Here is a 24,399-nt window from a genome sequence, read left to right on the forward strand (position 1 = left end):
CCATGCCCGAGGTATCCCGACGCACGTTCGTCCGCGGCTCGCTCGCGGCCGGCGGCGGTGGCCTGCTGGCCGCGTCGCTGCCGGCCACGGCGCACGCCGCCGAGGTCACCGTCACCGACCCCGCCGGCACCGTCACGCTGGCCGCCGACACCGCGAGCGGCGCGATCCGTCTGCTCGACGCCGGTGGGGTGCACCGGCTGACGCTCACGCACTTCAAGTACTCCAACAGCGCCCGCACGTTCGGCGCCTCGTCGGTGACGACGAACGGCGGCACCGAGCTGACCGTCGTGTACGTCACCCAGGATCCGTCCGTGACGGTGCGCGCGGTGGCCGTCGTGGGGTTGCGCAAGGCGCGGATCCGCTGGGAGGTCGCGGGCGCCGGGGCAGCGCCGGACCAGTTCGCGATCGCCCGCACCACGGTCGGCGCCACGATGACGTACCGGCCGGTGGCGCTGTGGAACCGCGAGCCCGGCGGTGGCATCCCGTACGAGACCACGCACGGCGCCGGCTACGCGTTCGACTACGCCGACACCCGGCTGCTGCTGCGGCTGCGCGACAGCACGCCCGGGTTCGGCGACGACACCTGGCTGAACGCGCCCGGCGTCGCGTCCGGCGGCGGGTACGTCACCGAGGCGGTGCTGGTGCCCGGCCTGATGCGCCCGCACGCGGCCGGCGTCATCGCCCGCGACATCGTCACCCCGCTCGGCGTCGAGTTGTGGGCGGACCAGCCGTTCCACGTCTGGCCGTCGGGTGGCGCGAAGACGGTGAACGCGCAGGTGGTGAACTCGGAGAGCGCCGACCGCGAGGTCCGGCTGTCCTGGACCGCCCGCACGTGGGACGGCGCGGTGCAGAGCGGGACGGCCGGACCGGTGACGGTGTCGCCGCGGACGGTCTGGAACACGTCGTTCGACGTGGTTCTGGGCGGCCGCGACATCGCGTTCGTCGAGGCGGAGGTGACCGACGGGACCGCGACGGCCTTCACCCGCACCAACCTGGCGGTGCTGGCGCCGTTCACCTACCAGGCCGGCGCGGCCAGCAGGTTCGGCGTCTCGAACTACCCGTGGCTGCTCAGCGGCCCGGGTCCGGACGAGACCGCCGCGCTGCTGAAGCTGATCGGGATGAAGTGGGTGCGCACCGCGTACGCCGGCGCACCCGGCATCCCGCCGGCCGACCTCGACCGGCACGGGCTGCTGCACAACGTCCAGCTCGGCGACTTCGACGAGGGCATGCCCGCCGACCCCGCGGCCTGGGCGGGGAGCATGGTCGACCTGTGCGTGGCCGCCGGCGCCCGCTACTACGAGTGCGGCAACGAGCTGAACCTCCCCTCGCCGGGGGTCAGCCCCGCGGCGTACGTCGACGGGGCGCTGCGCCCGCTGCGCTCCGTCATGCGGAACCGGCCCGACGCCACCTTCAAGGTGATGACCTGCGGTCTCGCCGGGATGGACTCGGTCTGGCTGGACGGGTTCGGCGCGGCCGGCGGCTGGGGCGAGGTCGACGTGTTCGCGTACCACCCGGGCCGCGGCAACTACGTCGCCGACTACTCCCCGCCGGAGCCGTGGCTCGAGCCCGACGGCGACCGCCTGCCGGTGTTCTGGAACTTCATCGGCTCGCTGCGCAAGGCTGACGCCGCACGCGCGAGCACGCCGGACGGTCGCAAGGAGCTGTGGCTGACCGAGGCGTACGCGTCGACGCTGCCGAACCGCTGGTGGACCGACACCTACCGGCACGCCGCCGAGAACGTGCTGCTGCAGCTGATGTTCGCCCGGGCGTACGACGTCCGGTGCGTCACCTGGTACACCCTCGACGACGGCATCGAGCAGCAGCCGCGCGAGGCGCACCCCGGCGACATCGAGTACCACTTCGGCCTGCTGGTCCGCGACCGCAGCCCGAAGCCGTCGCTGCTGGCCTTCGCTACGGCGGCCCGCTTCATCGACCAGGCCGAGTACCTCGGGCGGGTCACGTTCAGCGACCCCGAGGTCAAGGGCCTGCTGTTCGACACGTTCGCGGTGCTGTGGACCCGCCACGACGGCTACGTGCTCAACAACGACCCGGCCCGCCGCGACCCCGCCAACCCGGACTACTACCGCACCCCCGAGCCGTGGCTGGACCCGTGGCCGACGAAGACCCCGGTGTCGCTGCCCACCCCCGCCGCGACCACCACCGTCCGCGAAGTGAACGCGATCGGCCAGGAGACCCTGCACACCGCCGCCGGCGGGCGCGTCACCGTCACCCTCGACGGCGCGCCGCGCATCGTCGTCGGCCTCGAACTGACCACCACCGCCACGTACCCCGTTTGAGAGGACCTGACATGGGAGAACTCCACCTGACCCGCCGGACGTTCGTCGGCGCCGCGGGATCGGTGGCCGTCGGCGCCGGGCTGCTGCCGGGGGTGGTCGCGCAGGCGGCCGCCGCCGAGCCCGTCACGATCGGCGCGGACGGCATCGTCGTCACCGCGGGGACCGACGGCGCGGTGACGGTCGCCGACGGCGCCGGCGTGCAGCGGCTGAAGCTGGCGCACTTCATGGTCAAAGACACCGTGCTCGGGCAGCAGCGCACCTACAGCGGCACGCCGTCGGCGATCACGCTGCCGGACGGGCGCCCGGCGATCCGGGTCGACTACCGCATGGGCAGCACCGGCGTGGGCATCGCCGTCCGCGCCACGTTCGACGTCACCGCGCACCGCCTGCACGTGCGCTGGGAGGCCACCAGCGGCAACCAGCTGTACCTGAACTCGCAGTTCCACCGCGTGGCCGTCGGCGACGCCGGCCCGGAGACCACCAAGGCGCTGACCCGCTGGAACCGCGACAGCGGCGGCGGCGTGCCGTACGAGACCAACGACGGCGTCATCTACGCGCGCAGCTGGCCCGACACCGCCGGGTTCCTGCGCATCGCCGACAGCAACCCGGCCTGGAGCGCGGGCGAGTGGGTGCACGTCGCCGGCACGTACGACGGCGACGTGCTGGTGCACGACGTCGACGTCGTCATCGGCGACCTGCGCCCGGCCGCGGCGAACGCGCTGGCCCAGGCGCGACCGCTGGGCATCGACATCTGGACCGACCAGCCGTTCAACCTGTGGGACGGCCCTGGTCACGCGATGGCCGTGCACGCGCAGGCCGTCAACGGCGGCGCCGCCGCGCGCGACGTCGAGCTGAGCTGGTGGGGCCGCGACTTCGACGGCGCCGTCGTCGCCAGCGGGCAGCAGACGCTGCGGCTTTCCGCAGGCGGGGTCGACCAGCGCACCGTCGAGTTCCCGTCGCCTGAGCAGGGCATCGTGTTCGTCGAGGTCCGGGTCGCCGCCGGCGACGACGAGGCGTTCGCGCGCACCACGCTGGCGTCGCTGCGTCCGTACGCGTACCAGCCGGGCGGCAGGGTCGGCATCGCCAACTACCCGTGGCTGCTGCAGCCGAGCAAGGACGACGTCGCCGCGCTGCTGAAGCGGATCGGAGTCGCGTCGGTGCGCATCGCCTACAACGGCGCGCCCGGCATCCCGCCGGCCGAGCTGGAGGCCATGGGCATCATGCCGAACATCCAGCACGGCGACGTCGTGTTCGACGCGCCGCCGGAGGAGGTCAAGGCCTGGGCGGCGGACCTGGTGGACGTCGTCGTCGACGCCGGCGCGCACTACTTCGAGGTCGACAACGAGCGCAACCAGCCGTGGATGTCCGGTCAGTTCACCGAGGAGTACATCCGCGACGGCCTGCGCCCGGTGGTCGAGCGGCTGGCCGAGGTCGGCTCCGACGTCAAGGTGATGAACACCGGCCTCGGCGGCATGGACGTCAACTGGCTGGACAACTTCCACGCCAACGGCGGCTGGGACCTCATCGACGTGTTCGCGTTCCACCCCGGCCGTGGCAACTTCACCCCGGACTACGCCCCGCCGCCGGAGGACTGGGAGCAGGGCAGCAACGGCAGCTACTGGAACTTCCTCGGCGGCCTGCGCGAGGCCCGCCGCCGCCTCGACGAGTACGGTGGCGACAAGGAGCTGTGGCTGACCGAGGCCTACTCGTGCACCCGGCCGAACCACTGGTGGAACGACACCATGCGCCAGTCGGCCGAGAACGTGCTGCTCACGCTCGCGCTGGCCATGTCAGAGGGGGTCGACGGCGTCAACTGGTACCAGTTGCACGACAGCATCATCCACCAGCCGCAGAAGGCGAACCCCACGAACCCGGAGTACCACTTCGGGCTGATGAACCGCGACACCAGCGCGAAGCCGTCGCTGCTCGCGTACGCCACCGCGACCCGGCTGCTGGAGGGCGCTACGTTCGTGCGGTGGTTGTCGTTCGACGACGAGGACGTGAAGGGGCTGCTGTTCGAGACACCGGACGGGCAGATGTCGATCCTGTGGACCCGCACGGACGGCTACTTCCTCAACGCCGCGCACGGTGAGGACGCGTACTACCCGCACCCGGAGGCGTGGGAGGACGACTGGCCCACCAAGACCGACGTCGCGTTCCTGGGTGCGCGGCTGCGCGAGGTCGACGTGCTCGGCCGCGAGCGCACCGTCACCGCGTCGCGCGGCACCGTCGGCGTCGTCCTGGACGGCACCCCGCGGGTCTACTTCGGCCTCGGCGACCAGCCGGAGCGCCGGGTCTCGTCGATCACGCACCGTCCGGTGGAGGGCTGAGCTCGATGCGCGAACAGCAGGTCCGGCACGACGTGACCGTGGTGGGCGGCGGGCTGGCGGGCGTGTGCGCCGCCATCGCCGCCGCCCGCCTCGGGCGCTCCGTCGCGCTGATCAACAACCGCCCGGTCCTGGGCGGCAACTCGTCCAGCGAGATCCGGGTGTGGGTGGTCGGCGCGACGGCGCACGGCCGCAACCACCACGCCCGCGAGACCGGCATCATGGGCGAGCTGTTCGTCGAGAACCAGTACCGCAACCCCGAGGGCAACCCGTACTACTGGGACGCGGTGGTGCTCGACGCCGTGCGGGCCGAGCCGAACATCTCGCTGTACCTCAACACGGACGTGCGCGAGGTGTCCGCGTCGGATGGCCGGATCGAGTCGGTGACCGGCTGGACCATGGGGTCGGAGCTGCTGACGACGTTCACCGGGCCGGTGTTCCTCGACTGCACGGGCGACGGGCTGGTCGGCGCGTTGGCCGGTGCGGAGTTCCGGATCGGCCGGGAGGCGCGCTCGGAGTACGACGAGCCGTGGGCGCCGGAGGTGGCAGACGAGATCACGCTGGGCAGCACGCTGCTGTTCTATTCGAAGGACGCGGGCGAGCCGAGCCGGTTCGTGCCGCCGTCGTTCACGAAGGACATCGCGGCGACGTCGATCCCGTCGCGCCGCGTCATCCGGGCGTCGGACAACGGCTGTGCGTACTGGTGGATCGAGTTCGGCGGCGAGCTGGACACCGTCCACGACAACGAGGCGATCCGCGACGAGCTGTGGGCCGTCGTGTACGGGATCTGGGACCACATCAAGAACTCGGGGTCGTTCTCCGACGTCGACAACCTGACGCTGGAGTGGGTCGGGTCCGTGCCCGGCAAGCGGGAGTACCGGCGCTTCGTCGGCGACTACGTGCTCACCCAGCACGACGTGCTGCAGCAGACCGAGTTCGACGACCGCGTCGCGTTCGGCGGCTGGTCCATCGACCTGCACCCGCCCGGCGGCATGTACGCGCAAGAGGAGGGCGCGAAGCAGCGCTACGCCGACGGGATCTACCACATCCCGTACCGCATCCTGTACTCGAAGAACGTCACGAACCTGCTGCTGGCGGGGCGCAACGTGTCCGCGTCGCACGTCGCGTTCGGCACCACCCGGGTGCAGGCCACCACCGCCGTCATGGGCGAGGCGGCCGGCACGGCGGCGGCGCTCGCGGTCGCTTCTGACATCGAGCCGCGGGCCGTCGACGTCGGCGAGCTGCAGCGGACGCTGCTGCGCAACGACGCGGCGATCGTGGGGCTGCCGCTCGTCGATTCCTCCGACCTGGCCTCGGCTGCCACGGTGACGGCGTCAGGCGCCCTGTCGTCGCTGGCGGTGGAGGACGGGTCGTCGGCGTGGCCGCTGGACGCCGACGCGGGGCTGGTGCTGCCGGTGGACCCGTCGCTGCCGGTGCTGGAGCTGCTCGTCGACGCCGAGGCCGACACCTCGCTGACCGTCGAGCTGCACGACCCGGGGCCGGGGCAGAACTACGTGCCGCGGACGCTGGTGTCGACGCTTTCCGCGCCGGTGCCGGCCGGGTCGAAGCAGTGGGTCCGGTTCGACCTGGCGTGGGCGCCCGACACCCCGCGGAACGCGTTCGTGCTGGTCCGGGCCGCTTCCGGGGTGTCGCTGTACGTGGCCGACCGGCCGGCGCCGGGCGTGCTGAGCTTCACCCGGCGGCCGTTGCGCCCGCAGGACGAGCGGCCGCAGCCGCTGCGCGAGTGGACGAACCGCGAGCTGCTGCGGCGGACGTTCTGCTTCCGTGCGGGCGGCTCGTCCGCGTTCGCACCCGAGAAGGCCGTCGACGGGTACCTGCGGCCGTTCGCCGGGCCGCACACCTGGGTGTCGTCTGGACTGCCGGCCTGGCTGCGGCTGACGTGGGAGTCGCCGGTGACCATCGGCCGGGTCGAGCTGATCGGCGACGACGACGTCGACGAGGACCTCATCAACCTGCACCGGCACCGCACGCCGTTCCCGGTGCCGCCGCCGCTGGTCCGCGACTACGTGGTCGAGGCGCTGGTGGACGGTGCGTGGGAGCCGGTGGTGTCGGTGACCTCGAACCGTCGCCGGCGGCGGGTGCACGAGCTGGCGACGGCGGTGACGTGCACCGCGCTGCGGGTGGTCGTGACGGCGACCAACGGCGCGCCCGACGCGCACGTCGTCGCGCTGCGGGCGTACGCGCCGTGAGGCACGTGCTGGTGACCGGCGCCGCCGGGCGCATCGGGCGCGCGGTGCTCTCGCTGCTGTCCTCCCGGGGCATCGAGGCGACGGCGCTGGTGCTGGGCGACCCGGGCGACCTGGAGGCGTCCCGGGTCGTCGTCGGGTCGGCGGAGGACGTCGCCGCCGTGGGCGCGGCGGTGGCCGGGGTGGATGCCGTCATCCACCTGGCCGCCCGCCCCGCGCCGCACTACGACACCCCCGTCGAGGTGTTCGCCGGCAACACCCGGGCGACGTTCACCGTCCTGGAGGCGGCCGGTGCGGCGGGGGTGCGGCGGGCCGTGATCGCCAGCTCGTTCGGGGCGACCGGGCTGCCGTGGACGCGGACGTTCGTGCCGCCCGCGTACCTGCCGGTCGACGAGGCGCTGCCGGCCGTCGTCGAGGACCCGTACGGGCTGTCCAAGCAGGCCGACGAGCTGACCGCCGCGATGATGGCGCGGCGGCACGGGCTCACCGTCGTCGCCGTCCGGTACCCGTTCGTCGGCGGGGTGGACGAGCGGCTGGCGGAGCACGCGCGGACGTTGACGGAGGATCCGTCGCGCGGGGTGCGGGACCTGTGGTCGTACCTGGACGTGCGCGACGCCGCCCTCTGTGCCCTCTCGGCGCTGGGTGTCGAGGACGGCCGGGCGCACGTCGTGCACGTGGCGGCGCCGTCGACCCTGGTGCCCGTGCCGACCGCCGAGCTGTTGCGGCGGTACCTGCCGGACGTTCCGGTGCGGCGGCCGCTGCCCGGGCGGGCGGTGCCGGTGGACACGTCGGCGGCGCGGCGGCTGTTCGGCTTCGCCGCTCGGTACCCCTACCAGGATGGTTCTGAGCCCGCCGCTGGTTGACGTTGGTGTGGACGTGGTGGTGATCGGGGCCGGCCAGGCCGGGCTGTCGACGGCGTACCACCTGCAGCGGCTCGGGCTGTCGTTCGTCGTGTTCGACGGCTCGCCGGTGGCGGGCGGCGCGTGGGCGTCGCGGCCGCCGACCTTGACCATGGCCAAGGTGCACGGGGTGTTCGACCTGCCCGGCGCCCATCGCGTCGCTTCTTCTGATGAGGCCGCGCTGCCCGCGTCGGAGGTGGTCGGGCGGTACTACGCCGACTACGAGCGGCGGTTCGCGCTGCCCGTCCTGCGGCCGGTGCGGGTGACGTCGGTGCGTTCGCTGCCGGACGGGCGCCTGTCGGTCGTCGCCGCTGACGGCCGGTCGTGGACGGCGCGGGCGATCGCGAACGCGACCGGCACCTGGACCCGTCCGCACTGGCCGTACTACCCGGGGGCGTCCTCTTTCCGGGGCCAGCAGCTGCACTCGTCGCAGTACCGCGGGCCGTCGTCGTTCGCCGGCGCTCGGGCGGTCGTGGTCGGCGGCGGGCATTCCGCGGCGCACGTCCTCTCCGAAGTCGCCGACGTCGCGGCCTCCGTCACGTGGGTGACCCGGCGCCCGCCGGACTTCCGCTCGGGTGACTTCACTCCGGCCGACGGCCGCGCCGTCATCGCCGACGTCGACGCCCGGGTCCGGGCCGGCCTCCCGCCCCTGAGCGTCGTCGCCGTCACCGGGCTCGGCTACACGTCCGTCGTCCGCGAGGCCATGGAGAAGGGGGTGCTGAACCCGCGGCCGATGTTCACCCGGCTGGTCCCGTCGGGCGTGCAGTTCGCCGACGGCTCCGTCGTGCCCGCGGACGTCATCGTGTGGGCGACCGGCTTCCGCGCCGCCCTGGGCCACCTCGCCCCGCTCCACCTGCGCGAACCCGGCGGCGGCGTCCGCATGTCCGCCACCCGCGTCGTGCGCGATCCCCGCATCCACCTGGTCGGCTACGGCCCCTCCGCCAGCACCGTCGGCGCCAACCGCGCCGGCCGCGACGCGGCGCTCGAGATCAAGGAGCTGCTGGAGCACTCGCCTTCGGACGTCACGGCTGCTTGACTGGCGCGGTGCGCTACGGACTGAAGCTGAGCCAGCAGGCCCCCATCGACGAGTACCGCGCGGTGTGGCGGGTCGCCGACGACGCGGGCTTCGACCACGTGTGGAACATGGACCACTTCGCCACCATCGGCGACGACATCGACGGCGACATCTTCGACGCGTGGGCGCTGCTGGCCGCGATGGCCGAGGCGACGTCGCGGGTGCGCATCGGCTGCATGGTCACCGGCAACACGTACCGGCATCCGGGCGTGCTCGCGAAGACGGCCACCACCGTCGACCACCTGTCCGGCGGGCGGCTGGAGTTCGGCCTCGGCGCGGCGTGGGCGGAGTACGAGCACACCATGTTCGGCCTGGAGTTCGGCACCGCGGGGGAGCGGCTGGGCCGCCTCGAGGAGGCCTGCCAGATCATCCGGTCGCTGTGGACCCAGCCGCGCACGACCTTCGCCGGCCGGCACTACACCATCGACGACGCCGTCGCCGAGCCGAAGCCGGTCCAGTCGCCGTACCCGCCGATCTGGATCGGCGGCACCGGGCGCAAGCGGACCCTGCGCATCACCGCCCAGTACGCCGACGCCTGGAACGCGAGCGCCGACGTCGACCCCGAGACGTTCGCCGACCTGTCCGGCGTGCTCGACGCCCACTGCGCCGACGTCGGGCGCGATCCTGGGCAGATCCGGCGGACGGTGCAGCGGCCGCTCGGCGCCGAGCCCGACGCCGTCCTCGCCGAGGTCGAGGCGTACGCCCGGGCCGGCGCCGACGACGTCATCCTCATCACGCAGGCGGGCACCGCCGAGGCGCAGGCCACCGCGGCCGCCGAGCTGCTGCCGCGGCTGCGGTCGATCGGCTGACGCCCGGGAGTAGGCTCCCGTTCGTAGGAGGTGAGCGTCATGAGCGCCTTCACCATCGAGTTCCAGGACCATCCCGGGCGGCTCGCCGACGTCTGTGAGGTGATGGCCGCGCGCGACGTCAACCTGGTGATCTGCGGGCTGGCGCACGGCGACTCCGGCACGGTGGCGTTCATCGCCGACGACGAGGCCGCGGCGCGGTCGGCGCTGCGCGACGCGGGGCTCGACGCGACCGAGCGCGACGCGTTGACGGTGCGGCTGAAGAACGCTCCCGGCGCCGGCGCCGCGACGTTCCGCAAGCTCGCCGACGCCGGGGTGAACGTCGAGGTGTTCCTGCCAGTGCGGGTGTCCGACTCCCAGTTCGTCGCCGTCCTGTGCGTCGACGATCACGAGGCGGCCGCCCAGGTGCTCGGCAGCGCCGTCGCCTGACGCGGCCCAGCACGATCAGCGATCACCCGGGCGGCATCGGCACCTCGTCACGGCCGACGCATGCTGTGTCGGCAGCGTCGCCGGACTCGAGCGCGGCGGCCGTCAGTCGTCGTGCAGCAGGAAGGTCAGGTGCCGCCGCGCGTCGGCCAGCTGCCGCGCCGTCAGGGTGGCGACGTGCTGGGTGAGCCAGTGGCGCGGGTGCATCGCCAGCCGGTCCGCGAACACCGTCCCCGCGTCCGTGGCGACGGCGAACGGCTCGAACTGCTCCGGTGGCGGCCCGACGACGGCCGTGATGACCTGGTTGAGCTGGCTGGAGTTGTAGATCGCGTTGCTCAGCACGATGCGCAGCGACCCGTCCTCGAGCCGCCAGATCTCGCCCGGGTTCACGACGGGTTGCGCTGCCAGCTGAGGAGGTCGCGCAGCTGCCGCTCTTCTGCCGCGTCCGGCGTTGGGCGACTGACCCGCTCGAGGAGGCGGCGGTAGTGCTCGCGCCGCAGCGCCCGCTCGACGAACTCCGACCGGTTCAGCCCCGCCTGCCGCGCATCGGCGTCGATGTCGGCCAGGGTCGACGGGTCGAGGGTGACGGTCATCTTCTCCTTGGCCATACCAGCATCTTATCCATCGTCGTACCGCTTGTGCCAGGGTGGCTGTCACGTTCGGGCTCCGGAAAGCACCTATAGATGACAGGACGGTTGCTCGGGGTGCTGCTCGTTGCCGCGAGGGCCGCCGTAAGATCATCCGCCCGGCCGTGGTCACAGGAGTGCGCGAATGCTCGCAACACAACGCCTGACGATGGTGGTGGCGGTCGTCCTGCTCGCCGCCGCCTGCAGCGACGGCGGCGGTGGCGGCGCGTCTGCGCCGTCCTCTCCCGCGACGACGGAGCCGGCCATCACCGCGCCGCCGACGCTCACGCCGGAGAAACAGGCTGAGGCCGACATCCAGGCGACGTTCGAGGAGCTGATCGCCGCCTGGGACGACTTCAAGGCCAACGCCAGCGACTACGGCGGCACCTCTGGCTGGAACGTCGATCTCGTGGGGAGTTGGCGAGTGCAGGACGCCGCCGATGCCGACCTGGCGAACTGGATCGCCGCATGGCGGGCCTCGGAGATCGAGCAGGTCGGCCGCACGTCGGTTGCCACGCATTCGGTGCCTGGTGTCGACCTTGATGTCACGGCGCAAGGTGTCCACCAGGCGACTTCGGTTGCGTGCCTTGATATGTCACGGCTGGGCTATGTGAACTACGACGGCTCAGCAGCTGAACTGTCCGTGCCGCCGTCGGAGTACCAGGTTTGGCGAATGACCTGGGTTCATGCCCCCGCCGCGGATCCTGAATCGGGAACGGAGATCGCCGGCTGGCACCTGGAGCGGATTGATGTGTCGCTGGACGAGCCGTGTTCATGAGACCGGCCCTAGCCGTGATCGTCCTCTCGGTCTTCGGTGCGCACGCCTCGCCGGATGTCAGGCAGACGGACTGCCCGCCGGGCACCTCATGGAATGGCGCCTTCTGTGAGGAGATCCTTGGCCCGCCGGACGAGACTGTGACCGGTTGCAGCCAGCATGATCCCTTGGTTCTTAATGTTCCTTGTGAGGTCTATGGTTTTGTGTTCATGCCCGAGTTGGATCAGTATCTACGGGCGTTGGCGCCGGCTCACAACGAGCGGTATCGACCCCCAGATGGTGACTTGAGCAATCTCGGCTATTGGGCAGGGTCGGTAAGCCAGGGCTGGATGTACGAGTGGCGGAAGCTGGCTGGCAGCTGGTCCCTCGGTTCAGTTGCTTGGGGTGCACGAGGCCTGATGTGGCTCGCCGACGCGCCGGGAGAACAGCCGGTGGTGGTGGATCCGGAGGCGGTCGCGCAGCAGGTGCTCGAGGGCATGACCTTCGAGGAGCCGGAGCTGGGGCTGGCGCCGCGGCCGGTGGAGGAGGCACCCGGCAGCATCGGGCTGGTCGGCGCGCCGGTGTGGATGTGGGTGGCGAACCCTGGGCCGACGACGTGGGGGCCGGTGGAGGAATCGCGCACGGTCGGGGGAGTGATGGTGACTGTGGTGGCCGAGGTCGAGAGCGTCACCTGGGACATGGGCGACGGACGGCGGGTGAGGTGTGGGTCGGCCGGGGACGTGTATGCGCCGCGGCTCGGGGTCAGGGCATCGCCGAGTTGCGGGCACGTCTACACGCAGACCAGCGGCGACCAGCCCGACGCGGCGTATGCGGTCACGGCCACGGCGAACTGGACGGCGACGTGGACGGCGTCCACCGGGGCGGAGGGGACGCTCGAACCACCGCGACCGGCGGCGACCGCGCACGTGCGCATCGGCGAGCGGCAGGTGATCGAGACCGACTGACGCGGACGGGAGCGGGCGTCACGGCGACGGCTGAGGGGCCGTCGACGGGCCAGCGGCCACGGCTGAGGGGCCGTCGCGGGCAAGCGGCGACGGCGAACGTCAGCGGCGGCCGGTGACCTCGACGGCGCCGGCGCTGGAGAAGGCGCGCACTTCGTGGCGGGCACCCGGCACCGAATCGACCGTGACGAGCTCGCGCCCCACCGCGGAGTCGGTCTCGACGTCGTAGGACACGTCGGTGGGCAGGGACACCAGCACGGAGCCGGCGCTGGACTCCGCGTCCAGCGACCGCGGCGGCGACACCGCCGAGATCTCCACGTCGCCCGCACTCGACGTCGCCTTGACGACGTCGGCGTCGAGGCCGGTCACGCGGACGGAGCCGGCGGCCGAGTGGACGGTCAGCGGGCCACGCTGGTCCGACACCTCGATCGAGCCGGCGTCGGAGGTCAGCGACGTCTCGCCGGACAGCCCCGACACCACCAGCGTCCCGGCGGACGCGTCGGCCGTGACGGAGGCCGACGCCGGGACGGTGATCGTGACGTCGGACTCGCACCAGATGCCCGGGAACACCCCCGAGTCGCAGCCGCCGGTCACCCGCAGCACGCCGCCGGACACCGCGTGGTCGATGCCGCCGTCGCGGCTCCACCCCGACTTGACGGAGAAGTCCAGCCGCGTCTCACCCGACGGCGACCCGACGATCTCGACGCGGCCGGACGAGATGTCGATCTCGACGCGGTCGACCCGCTCGTCGACGGTGACGGAGTCCTGCGAGTGGGTGATCCACGACACCGCGGTCAGGCCGGCGAACGCGACGGCGGCGATCCCGGCGACCGACAACCCCCGCCGCATCGGCCGCCGGCGAACCCCAGCGCCCGGCGAGCCCGCGCCCGGCGAGCCAGCACCCGGCGAGCTCGCGCCCGCCCCCACCCCCGCCGGCGCACCCCCGCCCGCCGGTCTCGTCTCGTTGGCCATGCCCCCACGCTAGAACCGAATCGATCACTTGCGGCTCCGACTCGGTGACGATCGTCCCCTGATTCCGGGACCGGGGACCACCCTGACCGCGATCTCCCGAAACGTCCCCCGACCAGGCCGAAGAACCTAGGGCGCCAGCGTCAGCCGCAGGATCCGGTCGTCGCCGGGCCGGGCGTCGCCGCGGCCGTCGGTGTTGTTCGTCAGCACCCACAGGGTGCCGTCGGGGGCGACCACGGCGTCGCGCAGGCGCCCGTGGTCGGTGACGAACGCGGCGGGCTCGCCCGCGGAGCCGTCGAGAACAGGCACCTGCCACAACCGCTCACCCCGCAGCGCCGCCACGAACAGCGTGTCGCGCACGTACGCGAGCCCGCTCGGCGACGCCTCGGAGGTGGGCCGCCACTCGACGACGGGGTCGACGTAGTCGGGCGCGCCGCCGATGCCCTCGACGAACGGCCAGCCGTAGTTCTGGCCGGGCGAGATGAGGTTCAGCTCGTCCGCCGACCGGTCGCCGAACTCCGACGCCCACAGCCGGCCCGCGTCGTCGAACGCGAGGCCCTCGACGTTGCGGTGGCCGTACGACCACACCGGCGACCCGTCGAACGGGTTGTCGGCCGGAACGTCACCGGACGGCGTGATGCGCAGGATCTTCCCGCCCAGGCTGCCGATGTCCTGGGCGTCGTCCGGCACCCCGCTCTCGCCGGTCGAGATGTACAGCATGCCGTCCGGCCCGAACGCGAGCCGCCCGCCGTCGTGCCGCGTCCCCGCCGGAATGCCGTCCAGGACCAGCGAGAACGGCCCGAGCGCACCGTTCGCGTAGGTCGTCCGCTGCACCACGTTCTGCGACCCCATGGTCGCGTAGACGTAGAGGTCCGACGGCGACGCGGGGTCGAACGCGAGCCCCAGCAGGCCGCCCTCGCCGCTGCCGTCGACCCCGGGCACCGGCCCGACCGGCGTCACCGTCCCGGCCGCGTCGACAAGCACGATGGTGCCCTCGTCGCGCTGCGTCACCAGCGCCTGTCCGTCGCCACCGGGGACGAACGCGATGCTCCACGGCGCGGCCAGCCCGGTCACGATCTCCTCCACCGCGGACGGCGTGACGGGCCCGGGCTGCGCGGCGGGCGTCGCCGGGGTCGGCGTGACGGGCGTCAGCGAGGCCGACAGAGAGGGAGAGGGAGACGACGACGGAGACGGGGACGACGATCCCGAGCAGGACGCGCCCGCCACGGCCAGCGCCGCCACGGCCGCGATCATCCGCCGGATGGACACCGCCCCATCGTGTCACGCGCGGAGCGGTAGGTTCGAGGACCATGGTGGACGTCCTGATTCCGTTCTGCGCCGACTCGTTGACGCCGCCGCCCGGCCTCGACGTGCACGTCTGGGCCGGCGAGCCGACGGTGACGACCGGGCCCGACATGCTGACCAGCGCCGACACCTCGGACATCCCGGGGCAGGACGTGCTCGACCGGGTCGAGTACTACGTCATGCCGTACGGCTTCCCGTCGGCGTCGGTGAACCTCATCGAGCGGATGCCGAAGCTGCGCGCCGTCCAGACGCTGACCGCCGGCTACGAGCACGTCGTCCCGTACCTGCGCGACGGCCTCACACTGTGCAACGCGCGCGGCGTGCACGACGCCAGCACCGCCGAGCTCGCGGTGACGCTGACCCTGTCGACGCTGCGCGGCATCCCGGCGTTCGTCCGCGCCGCGCCCGAGGGCGAATGGCTGCAGGGCTGGTACGACTCCCTGGCCGACCGCACCGTGCTGATCGTCGGGTACGGCGCCATCGGCCGGGCGATCGAGGCGCGGCTGCTGCCGTTCGAGTGCGACGTGCTCAAGGTCGCCCGCACGGCGCGCGAGGGCGTCGCGGGGTTCGACGCGCTGCCCGAGCTGCTCGGCCGGGCCGACGTCGTCATGCTCATCCTGCCGCTGACGGACGAGACGCGCGGCATGGTCGACGCGCGGTTCCTGAGCCGCATGCGCGACGGCGCGGTGCTGGTCAACGTCGCGCGCGGGCCGATCGTCGACACCGACGCGCTGGTCGCCGAGGTCGGGTCGGGCCGCATCCGCGCCGCCATGGACGTCACCGACCCCGAGCCGCTGCCGCCCGGCCACCCGCTGTGGACGCTGCCCGGCGCGCTGATCTCGCCGCACGTCGGCGGCCTGTCGTCGGCGTTCCTGCCGCGGGCGCGGCGGCTGGTGCGGTCGCAGCTGACGCGGCTCGCGGCCGGCGAGCCGCTGGCGAACGTCGTCGTCGGCCCGGGAGCCTGAGCCGAACCGGCGTAACGTGGGACGCCGGGAGGCGATCGCATGAACGACGTCCTGCTCGCCGTCGGCACGAAGAAGGGGCTGTGGCTGCTGCGCAGCGCCGACCGCCGCACGTGGTCGGTCGACGGCCCGCACTTCCTGATGAACTCGATCGCCGCGTGCGCCATCGACACCCGCGGCGGGCGCACCCGGCTGCTGGTCGGCGCCAGCAGTTCGCACTGGGGTCCGGGCGTCTCGTGGTCCGACGACCTCGGCGCCACCTGGACCGAGGCGGCCGACGGCAGCGGCATACGGTTCCCGGCGGACGCCGGCGCGTCGGTCGAGGCGGTCTGGCAGCTGCGGCCCGACACCGAGGCCCGGCCGGGCGTCGTCTGGGCCGGGTCGCAGCCGTCGGCGCTCTGGCGCTCTGACGACGGCGGCGAGACGTTCGCGCTGGTCGAGTCGCTGTGGAACCATCCGCACCGGCCGACGTGGGCGCCCGGGTTCGGTGGCCAGGCCATCCACACCGTCCTGCCGCACCCGTCCGACGACCAGCGCGTGCTGGTCGCGATGTCGACCGGCGGGGTGTACGTCACCGACGACGGCGCCGCCAGCTGGACGCCGTCGAACACCGGCATCCGCGCCGACTTCCTGCCCGGCGACCCGCCCGAGTACGGGCAGTGCGTGCACAAGGTGTCGCGCGACCCCATCGACCCGGACCGGCTGTACGCCCAGAACCACGGCGGCGTGTACCGCTCCGCCGACGGCGGCGCGACGTGGCAGCCGATCGACGGCGGGCTGCCGGCCGACTTCGGCTTCCCGGTCGTCGCGCACCCGCACCGTCCCGCGACCGCCTGGGTCGCGCCGCTCATCGCCGACGGCGAGCGCACCCCGCCGGGGCGGCAGCTGCAGGTCTGGCGCACCGACGACGCCGGTGGGACGTGGGAGCGGTCGGCGGACGGGCTGCCCGGCGGGTTCTTCGGGGTGGTGCTGCGCGACGCGATGTGCGTGGACGACGCCGACGGCGCGGCCGGCGTGTACGTCGGCACGCGGGACGGGTCGGTGTACGCAAGCGCCGACGAGGGCGTCACCTGGGCCGAGGTGATCAAGCACCTGCCCGACGTGCTCTGCGTCCGCGCCGCGACGGTGGGCTGACGGCCCGGTTCGGCGTCAGGTCAGCGTGACGGTGAGCGGGGTCAGCCCCGCAGCCGCGGCGGCTTCGACGCCGTCGAGCGAGACCCGCAGCCCTCGCCGGGTGTCGAACGCGATGTCGACGGTGTGCCCGGCGACCCGCACCCCGCGCAGCTCGAACCACGTCAGCCCGATGTCGAGGGGGTCGACGGTGACGGCGCCGGGCCCGGCCTCCAGCCCCGCGACATAGCGGACCATTAGGTCGATGACGTAGGAGTGCAGGTAGTCGACCTCGTCGCTGATCGCCTCGCCGGTCTCGCTGTTGTAGTGCTCGACGAGGTACGGGGTGCGGCCGTCGCGCTGCTGGAAGTGCAGCAGGGCGTACGAGCGCAGCAGCCGGCCGAACTCGGCGTCGTAGCGGTGGCCGAACCGCCGGCTGGTGGCGCCGACGCCGTCGATGACGACGCTGTTGGTGTAGGGCCACGTCGGGCCGTTCCAGGAGCAGCCGTTGCGGCCCTTGACGAACACGCCGCGCCAGTCGCCGGTGGGGCTGTAGACGGGGGAGTCGGGCGCGGTGGACGGCAGCGGCGCACCGGTGTCGAACAGCCGCAGCGCCGCCTCGAAACCGGGCAGGTGGTCGGCGCCGACGATGCCGGCCCAGTACGGATAGAACCCGACGACGTTGCGCACCATCGCCTTCTCGTCGGTGCGGTGGTGCAGGTCGTAGAAGAACCCGGTAGCGGGGTCCCACTGCTTCGCCAGCACGTCGGCCGCGACGGCGTCGGCGAGCGCGTCGAACTCGGCGGCGGAGCCGTTGCCGCCGTCGCCGCCGGTGTCGCCGCCGAGCAGCCGCGTCAGGCCGGCGACCCCGCGGGCATTGCGGTAGTGGTAGATGGCGCGGTCGACCCGTTTCAGCGGCGTGTACCCGGACCGGTCGCGAGGATCGGCAGGGTAGTCGTGGAAGGCCCAGTAGCTGGGTTGGTACTCCTTGCCGGTGAGGATGTGCTCGATTTCGACCGGCAGTTCGTCGCCGCCGGTGGCGAGCTTCACGCGTTCGCCGCGTACCTGCGCCGCCAGGGAGTCGCGCATGGCCGCCGCCCCGTCGGCGTCGCGGTGCACGAGGGCGTACTGGTAGCTCGCCCAGCCGAGGAAGTTCGCGTACGCGTGGAACTCGTCGGCGACCGTGCGGCTGCGATAGAGCCCGTCGTCGCCCTGGGCGGCTCGGAGCGTGCGCCAGAGGCCGGCGCCGAGTGACGGGTCGGGATGCCAGCGCGCCTCGAGCAGGTGCATCGGGCTGGACAGCGGGATCAGCTTGCTGAACTCCCAGCCGGCCGGCTGCCACGGCGTCTTCGTCATCTTGTGCGCGCGGCCCTCGTAGAACAGGGCGTCGGGCAGCCCGCCGATGCCAGGGAAGGCGAGGTTGTGCCGCAGCAGGAACCAGCGGTAGGCCCACGTGCGGGTGAGGAGCGGGTCGCTGCAGCTGAACGACGGGACGGGGTCGAACCAGCGCTGGTAGTGCTCCTCCTGCCGATGGATGACGGGGTGAGAGGACGCCGGCGCCGGGATGCGGCCGGCCGCCGCCGCGTGACCGTCGCCTCCCGCTGCCAGTTCGGCCGTGTCGTGCGCTGGCCGGGTGGCTGTGCCGGTCGCGGGGGCGTCCTTGTCGTCGGCGGGAGTGGCGGTGCCCGTCGCCGGCGTGGTGACACTGGTCGCGGAGGCGTCGGTCCCGTCGGCCGGAGTGGCGGTGCCGGTCGCGGGGATGGTTGTGCCGATCGCTGGGGTGGCGAGCACGCCGTCGGCGGGAGTGGTTGTGCCGCCGGCGGTGACGGCCGTGCCGGTCGCGGGGTCGGTTGTGCCGCTCAAGGTGTCGGCGAGCACGCCGTCGAGCCGGCCGGCGAGGTCGTCGCGGGTGGCCGTCTCCGCCAGCCCCAACGCCGCCGCGACGACGACGTCCAGCCGGCCGCCGGGCGGGATCGTCAGGCCGTTCCACAGCGCCGGCTCGGACGAGCGCACGAGCGCGACGACCGTGAAGCCGTGCCGTTCGACCGGCCGCGAGCCGAAGCCGCCGGCGCCGATCCAGGAGCGGTCGACGTCGAGGCGCAGCGTCACCGGATCGGCGCCCCGGTTGGTCCACAACTGTCGCGACACCGCGCAGTCGTCCCAGGTGACGAACTTGTCCTCGACCAGTTCGACGCCGCCGGTGGAGACCGCCGACACCGTGAGCCGGCTCGGCCGCCAGTGCGCCTCCCACGGCGCGGGCAGCTCCACGCCGGACACCGTGAACAGCAGCGGGATGTTGAGCTTGTGCACGAGATCGATCGCGCCGACGAAACCGGGCCGTTCGTCGAGGTAGTCGGCCCAGAGCCGGGCGCCGGTGGGCCCGAGCAGCAGCGTGCCGGGCCGGGTGCGCAGCCCGCGCCGCCCGGTGACCAGCGCGTCGTCGATCGATCTCATGGCAGGCCTCAGTTCCGCGCCGCCGCCAGGTGCGCGGCCGCCGCCTGCTCGAGGTGCACGAGGTCGGAGCTGACCGTCGCGAACGTGAACCCCTGCGCCAGCCGGCGGTGCGCCGTAGCGCCGTCGGGGCAGTGGATGCCCGCCGCGATGCCGCGCGCCGACGCCACGGCGGCGACCCGGCCGGCCGCCGCGTCGAGCTGGTCGGCCACCGCCGGATCGGTGGACGACGCGCCGCCGAGCGCCAGGGTGAGGTCGGACGGCCCGACGTAGACGCCGTCGAGGCCGGGTGTCGCCGCGATGGCCTCGACGTTCTCGAGCGCGGTCAGCGTCTCGATCATCACCGCGCAGAACACGTGCGCGTTGGCCTCGGCCGGGGCCGGGCCGATGCGCAGGCCTGCCCGCATGGGCCCGTAGCTGCGGCCGCCGTCGGGTGGGTAGCGGCAGGCCCGGACGGCGGCCGCGGCCTGCTCGGCGGTGTCGACCAGCGGCACGATGACGCCGTGGGCGCCGGCGTCGAGCGCCTGCCCGATGAAGGTGAGGTCGTTGGCCGGCACCCGGACCAGGCCCGCGCTGCGTCCTCCGGCCTCGATCGCCAGCAGCGCGGCCAGCCAGCCACGGTAGTCGAGCAGGCCGTGCTGCGCGTCGATGCCGACGTAGTCGTAGCCGAGCCGGGCGATGCGCTCGGTGCCGACCGGGTTGTCGGTGGCGATCCAGTAGCCGACGGAGCGCTCGCGGCGGCGCAGGCGCCCGACGGCGTCGAAGGCGGCGGAGGTGGTCACAAGCGGGACTCCAGACTCTCAGCGGTTGTAGGCGGGCATCGGGCCGCGCAGCCGCCGGCCCACATCGTCGCAGTGGTCCACGACGTCGGCGGGCAGCGGCCCGCGCGCCAACGCCGCCAGGTTCGCCGTCAGGTGCGCCGGCTTCGACGCGCCCAGCAGCACCGACGCGACCACCGGCCGCGAGGCCAGCCAGCGCAGCGCCAGCTCGGGCAACGACACCCCGGCGTCGGCCGCGATGGCCGACAGCGCGCCGACCGCCTCGAACATGCGCGGGTCCCAGTAGCGCTCGCGGTACATCGGCGACAGCCGGGAGGTGGCGAACCGGCCCTCGCCGGGCGCCGTCTCGAAGCTGTACCGGCCGGACAGCAGGCCTCCGCCCAGTGGGTTGTACACCATGGTCTCGATGCCGCTGGTCCGGGCGAACCCGGCGTACTCGTCGTCGATGCGGCGGGCGACGAGGTTGTAGAGCTGCTGCGCGACGACCGGGCCGGGAAGACCGGCGGCGGCGAACAACTGGCGCAGTTCGGCGATCTGCCAGGCGGCGAAGTTGGACACTCCGACGCGGCCGATCAGCCCCTCTTGCGCCAGTGCGGCGACCTCGCCGACGGTCTCGGCCGGCGGCGTGGCGGGATCGGGCTGGTGCAGGTAGAACAGGTCGACGTGGTCGAGGCGCAGGCGTCGCAGGCTGCCCTCGAGGCAGGCCCGGACGGCCCGCGGCGACAGCGGCGGCGCGTCGCCGGCATCGGGGTGTGGCATGCCGGCCTTCGTCGCGACGGTGAACCGGCCCGGCCGCCTGGCCAGGAGGTCGCCGAGCATTTCCTCGGTGGCGCCGCCGGCGTACGCGTTGGCGGTGTCGATCTCGGTGACGCCGGCGTCGAGGGCGAGGTCGAGCATGCCGGCCGCGGTGTCGTGGTCGACGGTGTCGCCGAAGGTCATGGTGCCGAGTACGGCGCGGGGGATGGTCACGAGACGGCTCCTGCACTGGTCGCGGGGGCGAACAGCCGTGGCTTGCGCCCGGTGATGAGTGCGGGGTCGAGCGCCGCGCGGCGCAGCCGGCGGGTGTAGTCGTGCTGCGGCCGGGCCAGCACCTCCTCGGTGGGACCGTGCTCGACGAACCGTCCCTCGGACATGACGGCGACCTCCTGGCTGATCTCGCGGACCACACCGAGGTTGTGCGAGATGAACAGGTAGGCGATGCCCTCCTGCTGCTGCAGCTCGCGCAGGAGATCGAGCACCTGAGCCTGCACCGAGACGTCCAGGGCACTGGTGGCTTCGTCGCAGATGAGGACCTTCGGCCGGCTGGCCAGCGCTCGCGCGATGCCGATGCGTTGTCGCTGGCCACCGGAGAACTCGGGCGGCCGCCGGTGGGCGTGCTCGGGCTTCAGGCCGACCCGTTCCAGCAGTTCGACGGCCTGCCGGCGGCGCTCGGCGCGGTCGCCGACGCCGCGCAGCCGGAGCGGCTCGGCGACGATACCGGCCGCCGTGAGGTGTGGGTCGAGTGAACCGTAAGGATCCTGGAAGATCATCTGGATGTCGCCGCGGAGCGGCCGCAGTTCCTTCTCGGTGAGCGCGGCGAGGTCGCGCCCGGCGTAGCGGATCGATCCCGCGGCCGGGGTCTCGAGCCGCACCAGCGTGCGGGCCAGCGTCGATTTCCCGCAGCCCGACTCGCCGACGACGGCCAGCGTGCGGCCGGCCGCGAGGTCGAAGCCGACGCCGTCGACGACGCGGTGGCGCTGACCGTGGGTGGTGAACTCGACGGCGAGGTCGCGTACGGAGAGCAGGGGGTCGTTCCTGCTGGTCATCTCAGTCTCCTTCCCAGGCGCCCAGCCGCGGCACGGCGTCGAGCAGCCGGCGGGTGTACTGCTGCTCCGGCGCGCCGACGACGGCCTCGACCTCGCCGCTCTCGACGAACCGGCCGTCGCGCATGACGTGGACGCGGTCGCTGACCAGCCGGGCCACACCGATGTCGTGGGTGATCATCAGGATGCCGGCCGACGTGCGGTCCTGGAGGTCCATCAGGAGGTCGAGGATGCCGGCCTGCACGGTGACGTCGAGCGCGCTGGTGGGCTCGTCGGCGACCAGGAGGTGGGGGTCGATGGCCAGCGCCATCGCGATGAGCACCCGCTGCAGCATGCCGCCGGACAGCTGGTGCGGGTAGGCGTCGAGGCGGCGCCGCGGTTCGGTGATGCGCACGGCCCCGAGCAGATCGGCGGCGTGCTCGCGGCGGGCCGTCCGGGACAGCGACGGGTCGTTGCGGGCGAGCACCTCGCCGAGCTGGCGGCCGACGGTCGCCACGGGGCTGAGTGCGGTCATCGGGTCCTGCGGGATCATCGCCAGCGTCCGCCCGCGCAGCTTCGCCGCCTCGCGCGGCCGCGCGACCACGTCGACGCCGTCGACGAGACAGCGCCCGGACACGACGGCGAGGTTGGGCGGCAGCAGCGCCTGGACCGCCATGGCGGTGGTCGACTTGCCGCTGCCGGACTCGCCGATCAGCGTGACGGTCTCGGACCGGCCGACCGTGAACGAGACGCCGTCGACCGCGCGGACCACCCCGCCGGGCGTCATCAGCTCGACCTGCAACTCCTGGACGTCGAGCAACGTCATTGCGACTCTCCCTTCGCCGCACGCGACCGGGACACGCGGTCGCGCAGCCCGTCGCCGAGGAGGTTGACGCCGACCACCAGGAGCACGATGACCAGGCCGGTCAGCGTGACCAGCCACCACGAGGTGGTGATGTAGCCCTGGCCGTCGGAGATGATGCGCCCCCACGTCGGGTGTGGCCGCTCGACCCCGGCGCCGAGGAAGCTCAGCGCGCTCTCCAGGAGCACCGCCTGCGCCAGGAGCAGCAGCATGACCACGACGACCTGGTTGACGATGTTCGGGACGACGTGGCGCATCAGCACCGCCGCCCGCCGCAGGCCGAGCACCCGCGCCGCGGCGACGTACGGCTTCTCGCGTTCGACCAGCACCATCGCGCGGGTGAGCCGGGCCGGCTCGGGCCACTGCGCGAACGCGATGACGAGCGTGATGACGGTGATGGACGGGCCGAACAGTGCCACCACGAGCAGCAACAGCAGGAGCAGCGGCACCGACATCTGCGCCTCGAGCAGCCGCGACACGACGGCGTCGACCCGGCGGCCGTAGTAGCCCGCCGCCGCACCGGCGACGACGCCGACCACACCGGACACCAGCACCGCCAGCACGCCGATGGTGAGCGACACCTGGCCGCCGTGCAGGATGCGCGAGAGGAGGTCGCGGCCGAGCTGGTCGGTGCCGAACAGGTGGCCGTCGGTGAACGGCGGCAGCCGGCGCTGGGAGAGGTCCTGCGCCAGTGGGTCGGGCAGCGGCAGCACGTTGGCCAGGAGGATCGGCACGACCACGATGCCGGCCAGCACCGCCCCGAGCACGATCTTGAGCCGGCTGGCCCGGCGGCGCAGCGCCGCGGCGGAGGACTTGAGCCGGTCGGCCGTGACGGCGCTCGGCCGGGTGGCCTGTGCCTGCGTCGTCATCGCGACACCGCCTTTCCGACACGCACCCGCGGATCGAACAGCGGGTACAGGAGATCGACGAGCAACTGGACGCCGATGGCCAGCAGGCTGGTCACCAGCACGGTCGCCTGGATGAGGGGGTAGTCGCGGGTCTCCAGCGCCCGGACCACCAACGAGCCGATGCCGGGCCAGGCGAACACCACCTCGACCACCACGACGCCGTTGAGCATGGCGGCGAACCTCGTGCCCAACGCCGTCACCACCGGGATGGAGGAGTTGGCGAAGGCGTAGCGCCACGTCAGCGCGCGTTCGGCGACGCCGCGGGACCGCGCCACCGTGACGTACGGCGCGGCGAGGTTGCCGGCCATCTCGCGATGCACCAGCCGGGAGATCAGCGCGATCTGCAACAGCGCGATGGTGACCGCCGGCAGCACCAGCGCGGACCACGACGTGAACCCGGACGCCGGGAAGATCGGCACCACGACGGACAGCAGCGTGAGCAGCATGATGCCGGTCCAGAACTCCGGCATGGACTGTCCGGCGATGGTGCCGATGTTGGCGCCGACGTCCCAGCCGCTGTTGGCGCGGCGGGCGGTGAAGATGCCCAGCGGGATGGCGATGAGCGCCGTCAGCAGGATGGCCGCGCCCGCCAGGGTGATGGTGTAGGGCAGGCGGTCGAGGACGACCTCGAGCGCCGGCTGGCGGAACGAGTAGGACAGGCCGAGGTCGCCCTGCACCAGCCCGGTGATGAAGTGCCAGTACTGCTGCGGGACCGAGCCGGTCAGCCCGAGCTCCTCGCGGATGGCCTGGAGGTCCGCCGTCGTCGCCGTGGGCCCGCCGATGGCGGCGGCAGGGTCGCCCGGCGCCAGCCGGACCAGCACGAACACCGTCGAGACGATGAGGAACACCGTGAGCAGGCTCTGCGCGACCCGCAAGGCCAGATAGCGCGCCAT

Annotated in this window: 22 protein-coding genes; 11 read left to right on the forward strand and 11 right to left on the reverse strand. The window is 72.9% G+C overall.

All coding sequences use genetic code 11. From position 1 onward, the window contains the following. Positions 1 to 2: 2 nt before the first annotated feature. The 7 genes from BLU82_RS04760 to BLU82_RS04790 are packed head-to-tail and all read left to right on the forward strand — an operon-like array spanning position 3 to position 10,040. Positions 3 to 2,297, forward strand: coding sequence for a hypothetical protein (locus BLU82_RS04760; RefSeq protein WP_092616299.1), 2,295 nt, complete (start codon positions 3 to 5; stop codon positions 2,295 to 2,297). 11 nt (positions 2,298 to 2,308) lie between these two features. Further along, complete coding sequence (locus tag BLU82_RS04765) at positions 2,309 to 4,627, forward strand: hypothetical protein (protein ID WP_092616302.1); 2,319 nt, start codon at positions 2,309 to 2,311, stop codon at positions 4,625 to 4,627. Between the two features lie 5 nt (positions 4,628 to 4,632). After that, complete coding sequence (locus BLU82_RS04770) at positions 4,633 to 6,834, forward strand: FAD-dependent oxidoreductase (RefSeq protein ID WP_092616305.1); 2,202 nt, start codon at positions 4,633 to 4,635, stop codon at positions 6,832 to 6,834. Further along, positions 6,831 to 7,694 carry an NAD(P)-dependent oxidoreductase gene (locus BLU82_RS04775; RefSeq protein WP_197682741.1) on the forward strand — a complete coding sequence of 288 codons (864 nt, stop codon included), beginning with the start codon at positions 6,831 to 6,833 and terminating at the stop codon, positions 7,692 to 7,694. Before BLU82_RS04770 ends, BLU82_RS04775 begins: the two co-directional genes overlap by 4 nt. After that, positions 7,669 to 8,766, forward strand: coding sequence for an FAD-dependent oxidoreductase (locus tag BLU82_RS04780; protein ID WP_092616308.1), 1,098 nt, complete (start codon positions 7,669 to 7,671; stop codon positions 8,764 to 8,766). Before BLU82_RS04775 ends, BLU82_RS04780 begins: the two co-directional genes overlap by 26 nt. Positions 8,767 to 8,774: 8 nt before the next feature. Next, the gene (locus BLU82_RS04785; protein ID WP_092616312.1) at positions 8,775 to 9,614 is read left to right on the forward strand and encodes an LLM class F420-dependent oxidoreductase; all 840 of its coding nucleotides are present in this window, start codon (positions 8,775 to 8,777) and stop codon (positions 9,612 to 9,614) included. Positions 9,615 to 9,653: 39 nt separating this feature from the next. After that, positions 9,654 to 10,040, forward strand: a complete 387-nt coding sequence (locus tag BLU82_RS04790; protein WP_092616315.1) for a hypothetical protein — start codon at positions 9,654 to 9,656, stop codon at positions 10,038 to 10,040. Positions 10,041 to 10,142: 102 nt separating this feature from the next. Here BLU82_RS04790 and BLU82_RS04795 read toward each other — a convergent pair whose 3' ends face one another. Next, positions 10,143 to 10,427 carry a hypothetical protein gene (locus BLU82_RS04795; RefSeq protein ID WP_092616318.1) on the reverse strand — a complete coding sequence of 95 codons (285 nt, stop codon included), beginning with the start codon at positions 10,425 to 10,427 and terminating at the stop codon, positions 10,143 to 10,145. Then, complete coding sequence (locus BLU82_RS04800; protein ID WP_092616321.1) at positions 10,424 to 10,645, reverse strand: ribbon-helix-helix protein, CopG family; 222 nt, start codon at positions 10,643 to 10,645, stop codon at positions 10,424 to 10,426. Before BLU82_RS04800 ends, BLU82_RS04795 begins: the two co-directional genes overlap by 4 nt. A 163-nt stretch (positions 10,646 to 10,808) precedes the next feature. On the opposite strand from BLU82_RS04800, the gene BLU82_RS04805 reads away from it, so the two are divergent. Together BLU82_RS04805 and BLU82_RS34660 are read left to right on the forward strand one after the other, a co-directional pair. Continuing rightward, positions 10,809 to 11,441, forward strand: a complete 633-nt coding sequence (locus BLU82_RS04805; RefSeq protein ID WP_092616324.1) for a hypothetical protein — start codon at positions 10,809 to 10,811, stop codon at positions 11,439 to 11,441. Positions 11,442 to 11,455: 14 nt separating this feature from the next. Then, positions 11,456 to 12,382, forward strand: coding sequence for a hypothetical protein (locus BLU82_RS34660; protein WP_172885531.1), 927 nt, complete (start codon positions 11,456 to 11,458; stop codon positions 12,380 to 12,382). 99 nt (positions 12,383 to 12,481) lie between these two features. Here the strand turns inward: BLU82_RS34660 and BLU82_RS04820 are convergent, their stop codons facing one another. Both BLU82_RS04820 and BLU82_RS04825 read right to left on the reverse strand, forming a co-directional pair. Further along, complete coding sequence (locus tag BLU82_RS04820; protein WP_092616332.1) at positions 12,482 to 13,351, reverse strand: DUF4097 family beta strand repeat-containing protein; 870 nt, start codon at positions 13,349 to 13,351, stop codon at positions 12,482 to 12,484. A 126-nt stretch (positions 13,352 to 13,477) separates the two neighbouring features. Then, positions 13,478 to 14,602 (reverse strand): PQQ-dependent sugar dehydrogenase, encoded by a 1,125-nt coding sequence (locus BLU82_RS04825; protein ID WP_092625449.1) that lies wholly within the window; start codon positions 14,600 to 14,602, stop codon positions 13,478 to 13,480. Between the two features lie 56 nt (positions 14,603 to 14,658). Here BLU82_RS04825 and BLU82_RS04830 point away from each other — a divergent pair, with 56 nt between their 5' ends. Together BLU82_RS04830 and BLU82_RS04835 are read left to right on the forward strand one after the other, a co-directional pair. Further along, positions 14,659 to 15,618: a 2-hydroxyacid dehydrogenase gene (locus BLU82_RS04830; RefSeq protein WP_092616335.1), complete on the forward strand. Its 960-nt coding sequence runs from the start codon at positions 14,659 to 14,661 to the stop codon at positions 15,616 to 15,618. A gap of 39 nt (positions 15,619 to 15,657) precedes the next feature. Then, positions 15,658 to 16,749: a glycosyl hydrolase gene (locus BLU82_RS04835; RefSeq protein ID WP_092616338.1), complete on the forward strand. Its 1,092-nt coding sequence runs from the start codon at positions 15,658 to 15,660 to the stop codon at positions 16,747 to 16,749. Between the two features lie 15 nt (positions 16,750 to 16,764). Here BLU82_RS04835 and BLU82_RS36105 read toward each other — a convergent pair whose 3' ends face one another. From BLU82_RS36105 to BLU82_RS04870, 7 genes are read right to left on the reverse strand one after another with little or no spacing between them, the layout of a single operon-like run. Then, the gene (locus tag BLU82_RS36105; RefSeq protein WP_092616341.1) at positions 16,765 to 19,179 is read right to left on the reverse strand and encodes a hypothetical protein; all 2,415 of its coding nucleotides are present in this window, start codon (positions 19,177 to 19,179) and stop codon (positions 16,765 to 16,767) included. 8 nt (positions 19,180 to 19,187) lie between these two features. Then, complete coding sequence (locus BLU82_RS04845) at positions 19,188 to 19,958, reverse strand: HpcH/HpaI aldolase/citrate lyase family protein (RefSeq protein ID WP_092616344.1); 771 nt, start codon at positions 19,956 to 19,958, stop codon at positions 19,188 to 19,190. An 18-nt stretch (positions 19,959 to 19,976) separates the two neighbouring features. Then, a complete protein-coding gene (locus BLU82_RS04850; protein WP_092625451.1) occupies positions 19,977 to 20,894 on the reverse strand; it encodes an aldo/keto reductase in 918 nt (305 codons plus the stop codon). Positions 20,895 to 20,920: 26 nt separating this feature from the next. Next, on the reverse strand, positions 20,921 to 21,760 hold the full coding sequence (locus BLU82_RS04855) for an ATP-binding cassette domain-containing protein (RefSeq protein WP_092616347.1): 840 nt from the start codon (positions 21,758 to 21,760) through the stop codon (positions 20,921 to 20,923). 1 nt (position 21,761) lies between these two features. Continuing rightward, a complete protein-coding gene (locus tag BLU82_RS04860; protein WP_092616350.1) occupies positions 21,762 to 22,562 on the reverse strand; it encodes an ABC transporter ATP-binding protein in 801 nt (266 codons plus the stop codon). After that, a complete protein-coding gene (locus BLU82_RS04865) occupies positions 22,559 to 23,467 on the reverse strand; it encodes an ABC transporter permease (RefSeq protein WP_092616353.1) in 909 nt (302 codons plus the stop codon). Before BLU82_RS04865 ends, BLU82_RS04860 begins: the two co-directional genes overlap by 4 nt. After that, entirely contained in the window at positions 23,464 to 24,399 is a 936-nt protein-coding gene (locus tag BLU82_RS04870) for an ABC transporter permease (RefSeq protein ID WP_092616356.1), read from the reverse strand. Before BLU82_RS04870 ends, BLU82_RS04865 begins: the two co-directional genes overlap by 4 nt.

Source organism: Jiangella sp. DSM 45060, from assembly GCF_900105175.1.
Taxonomy (GTDB): domain Bacteria; phylum Actinomycetota; class Actinomycetes; order Jiangellales; family Jiangellaceae; genus Jiangella.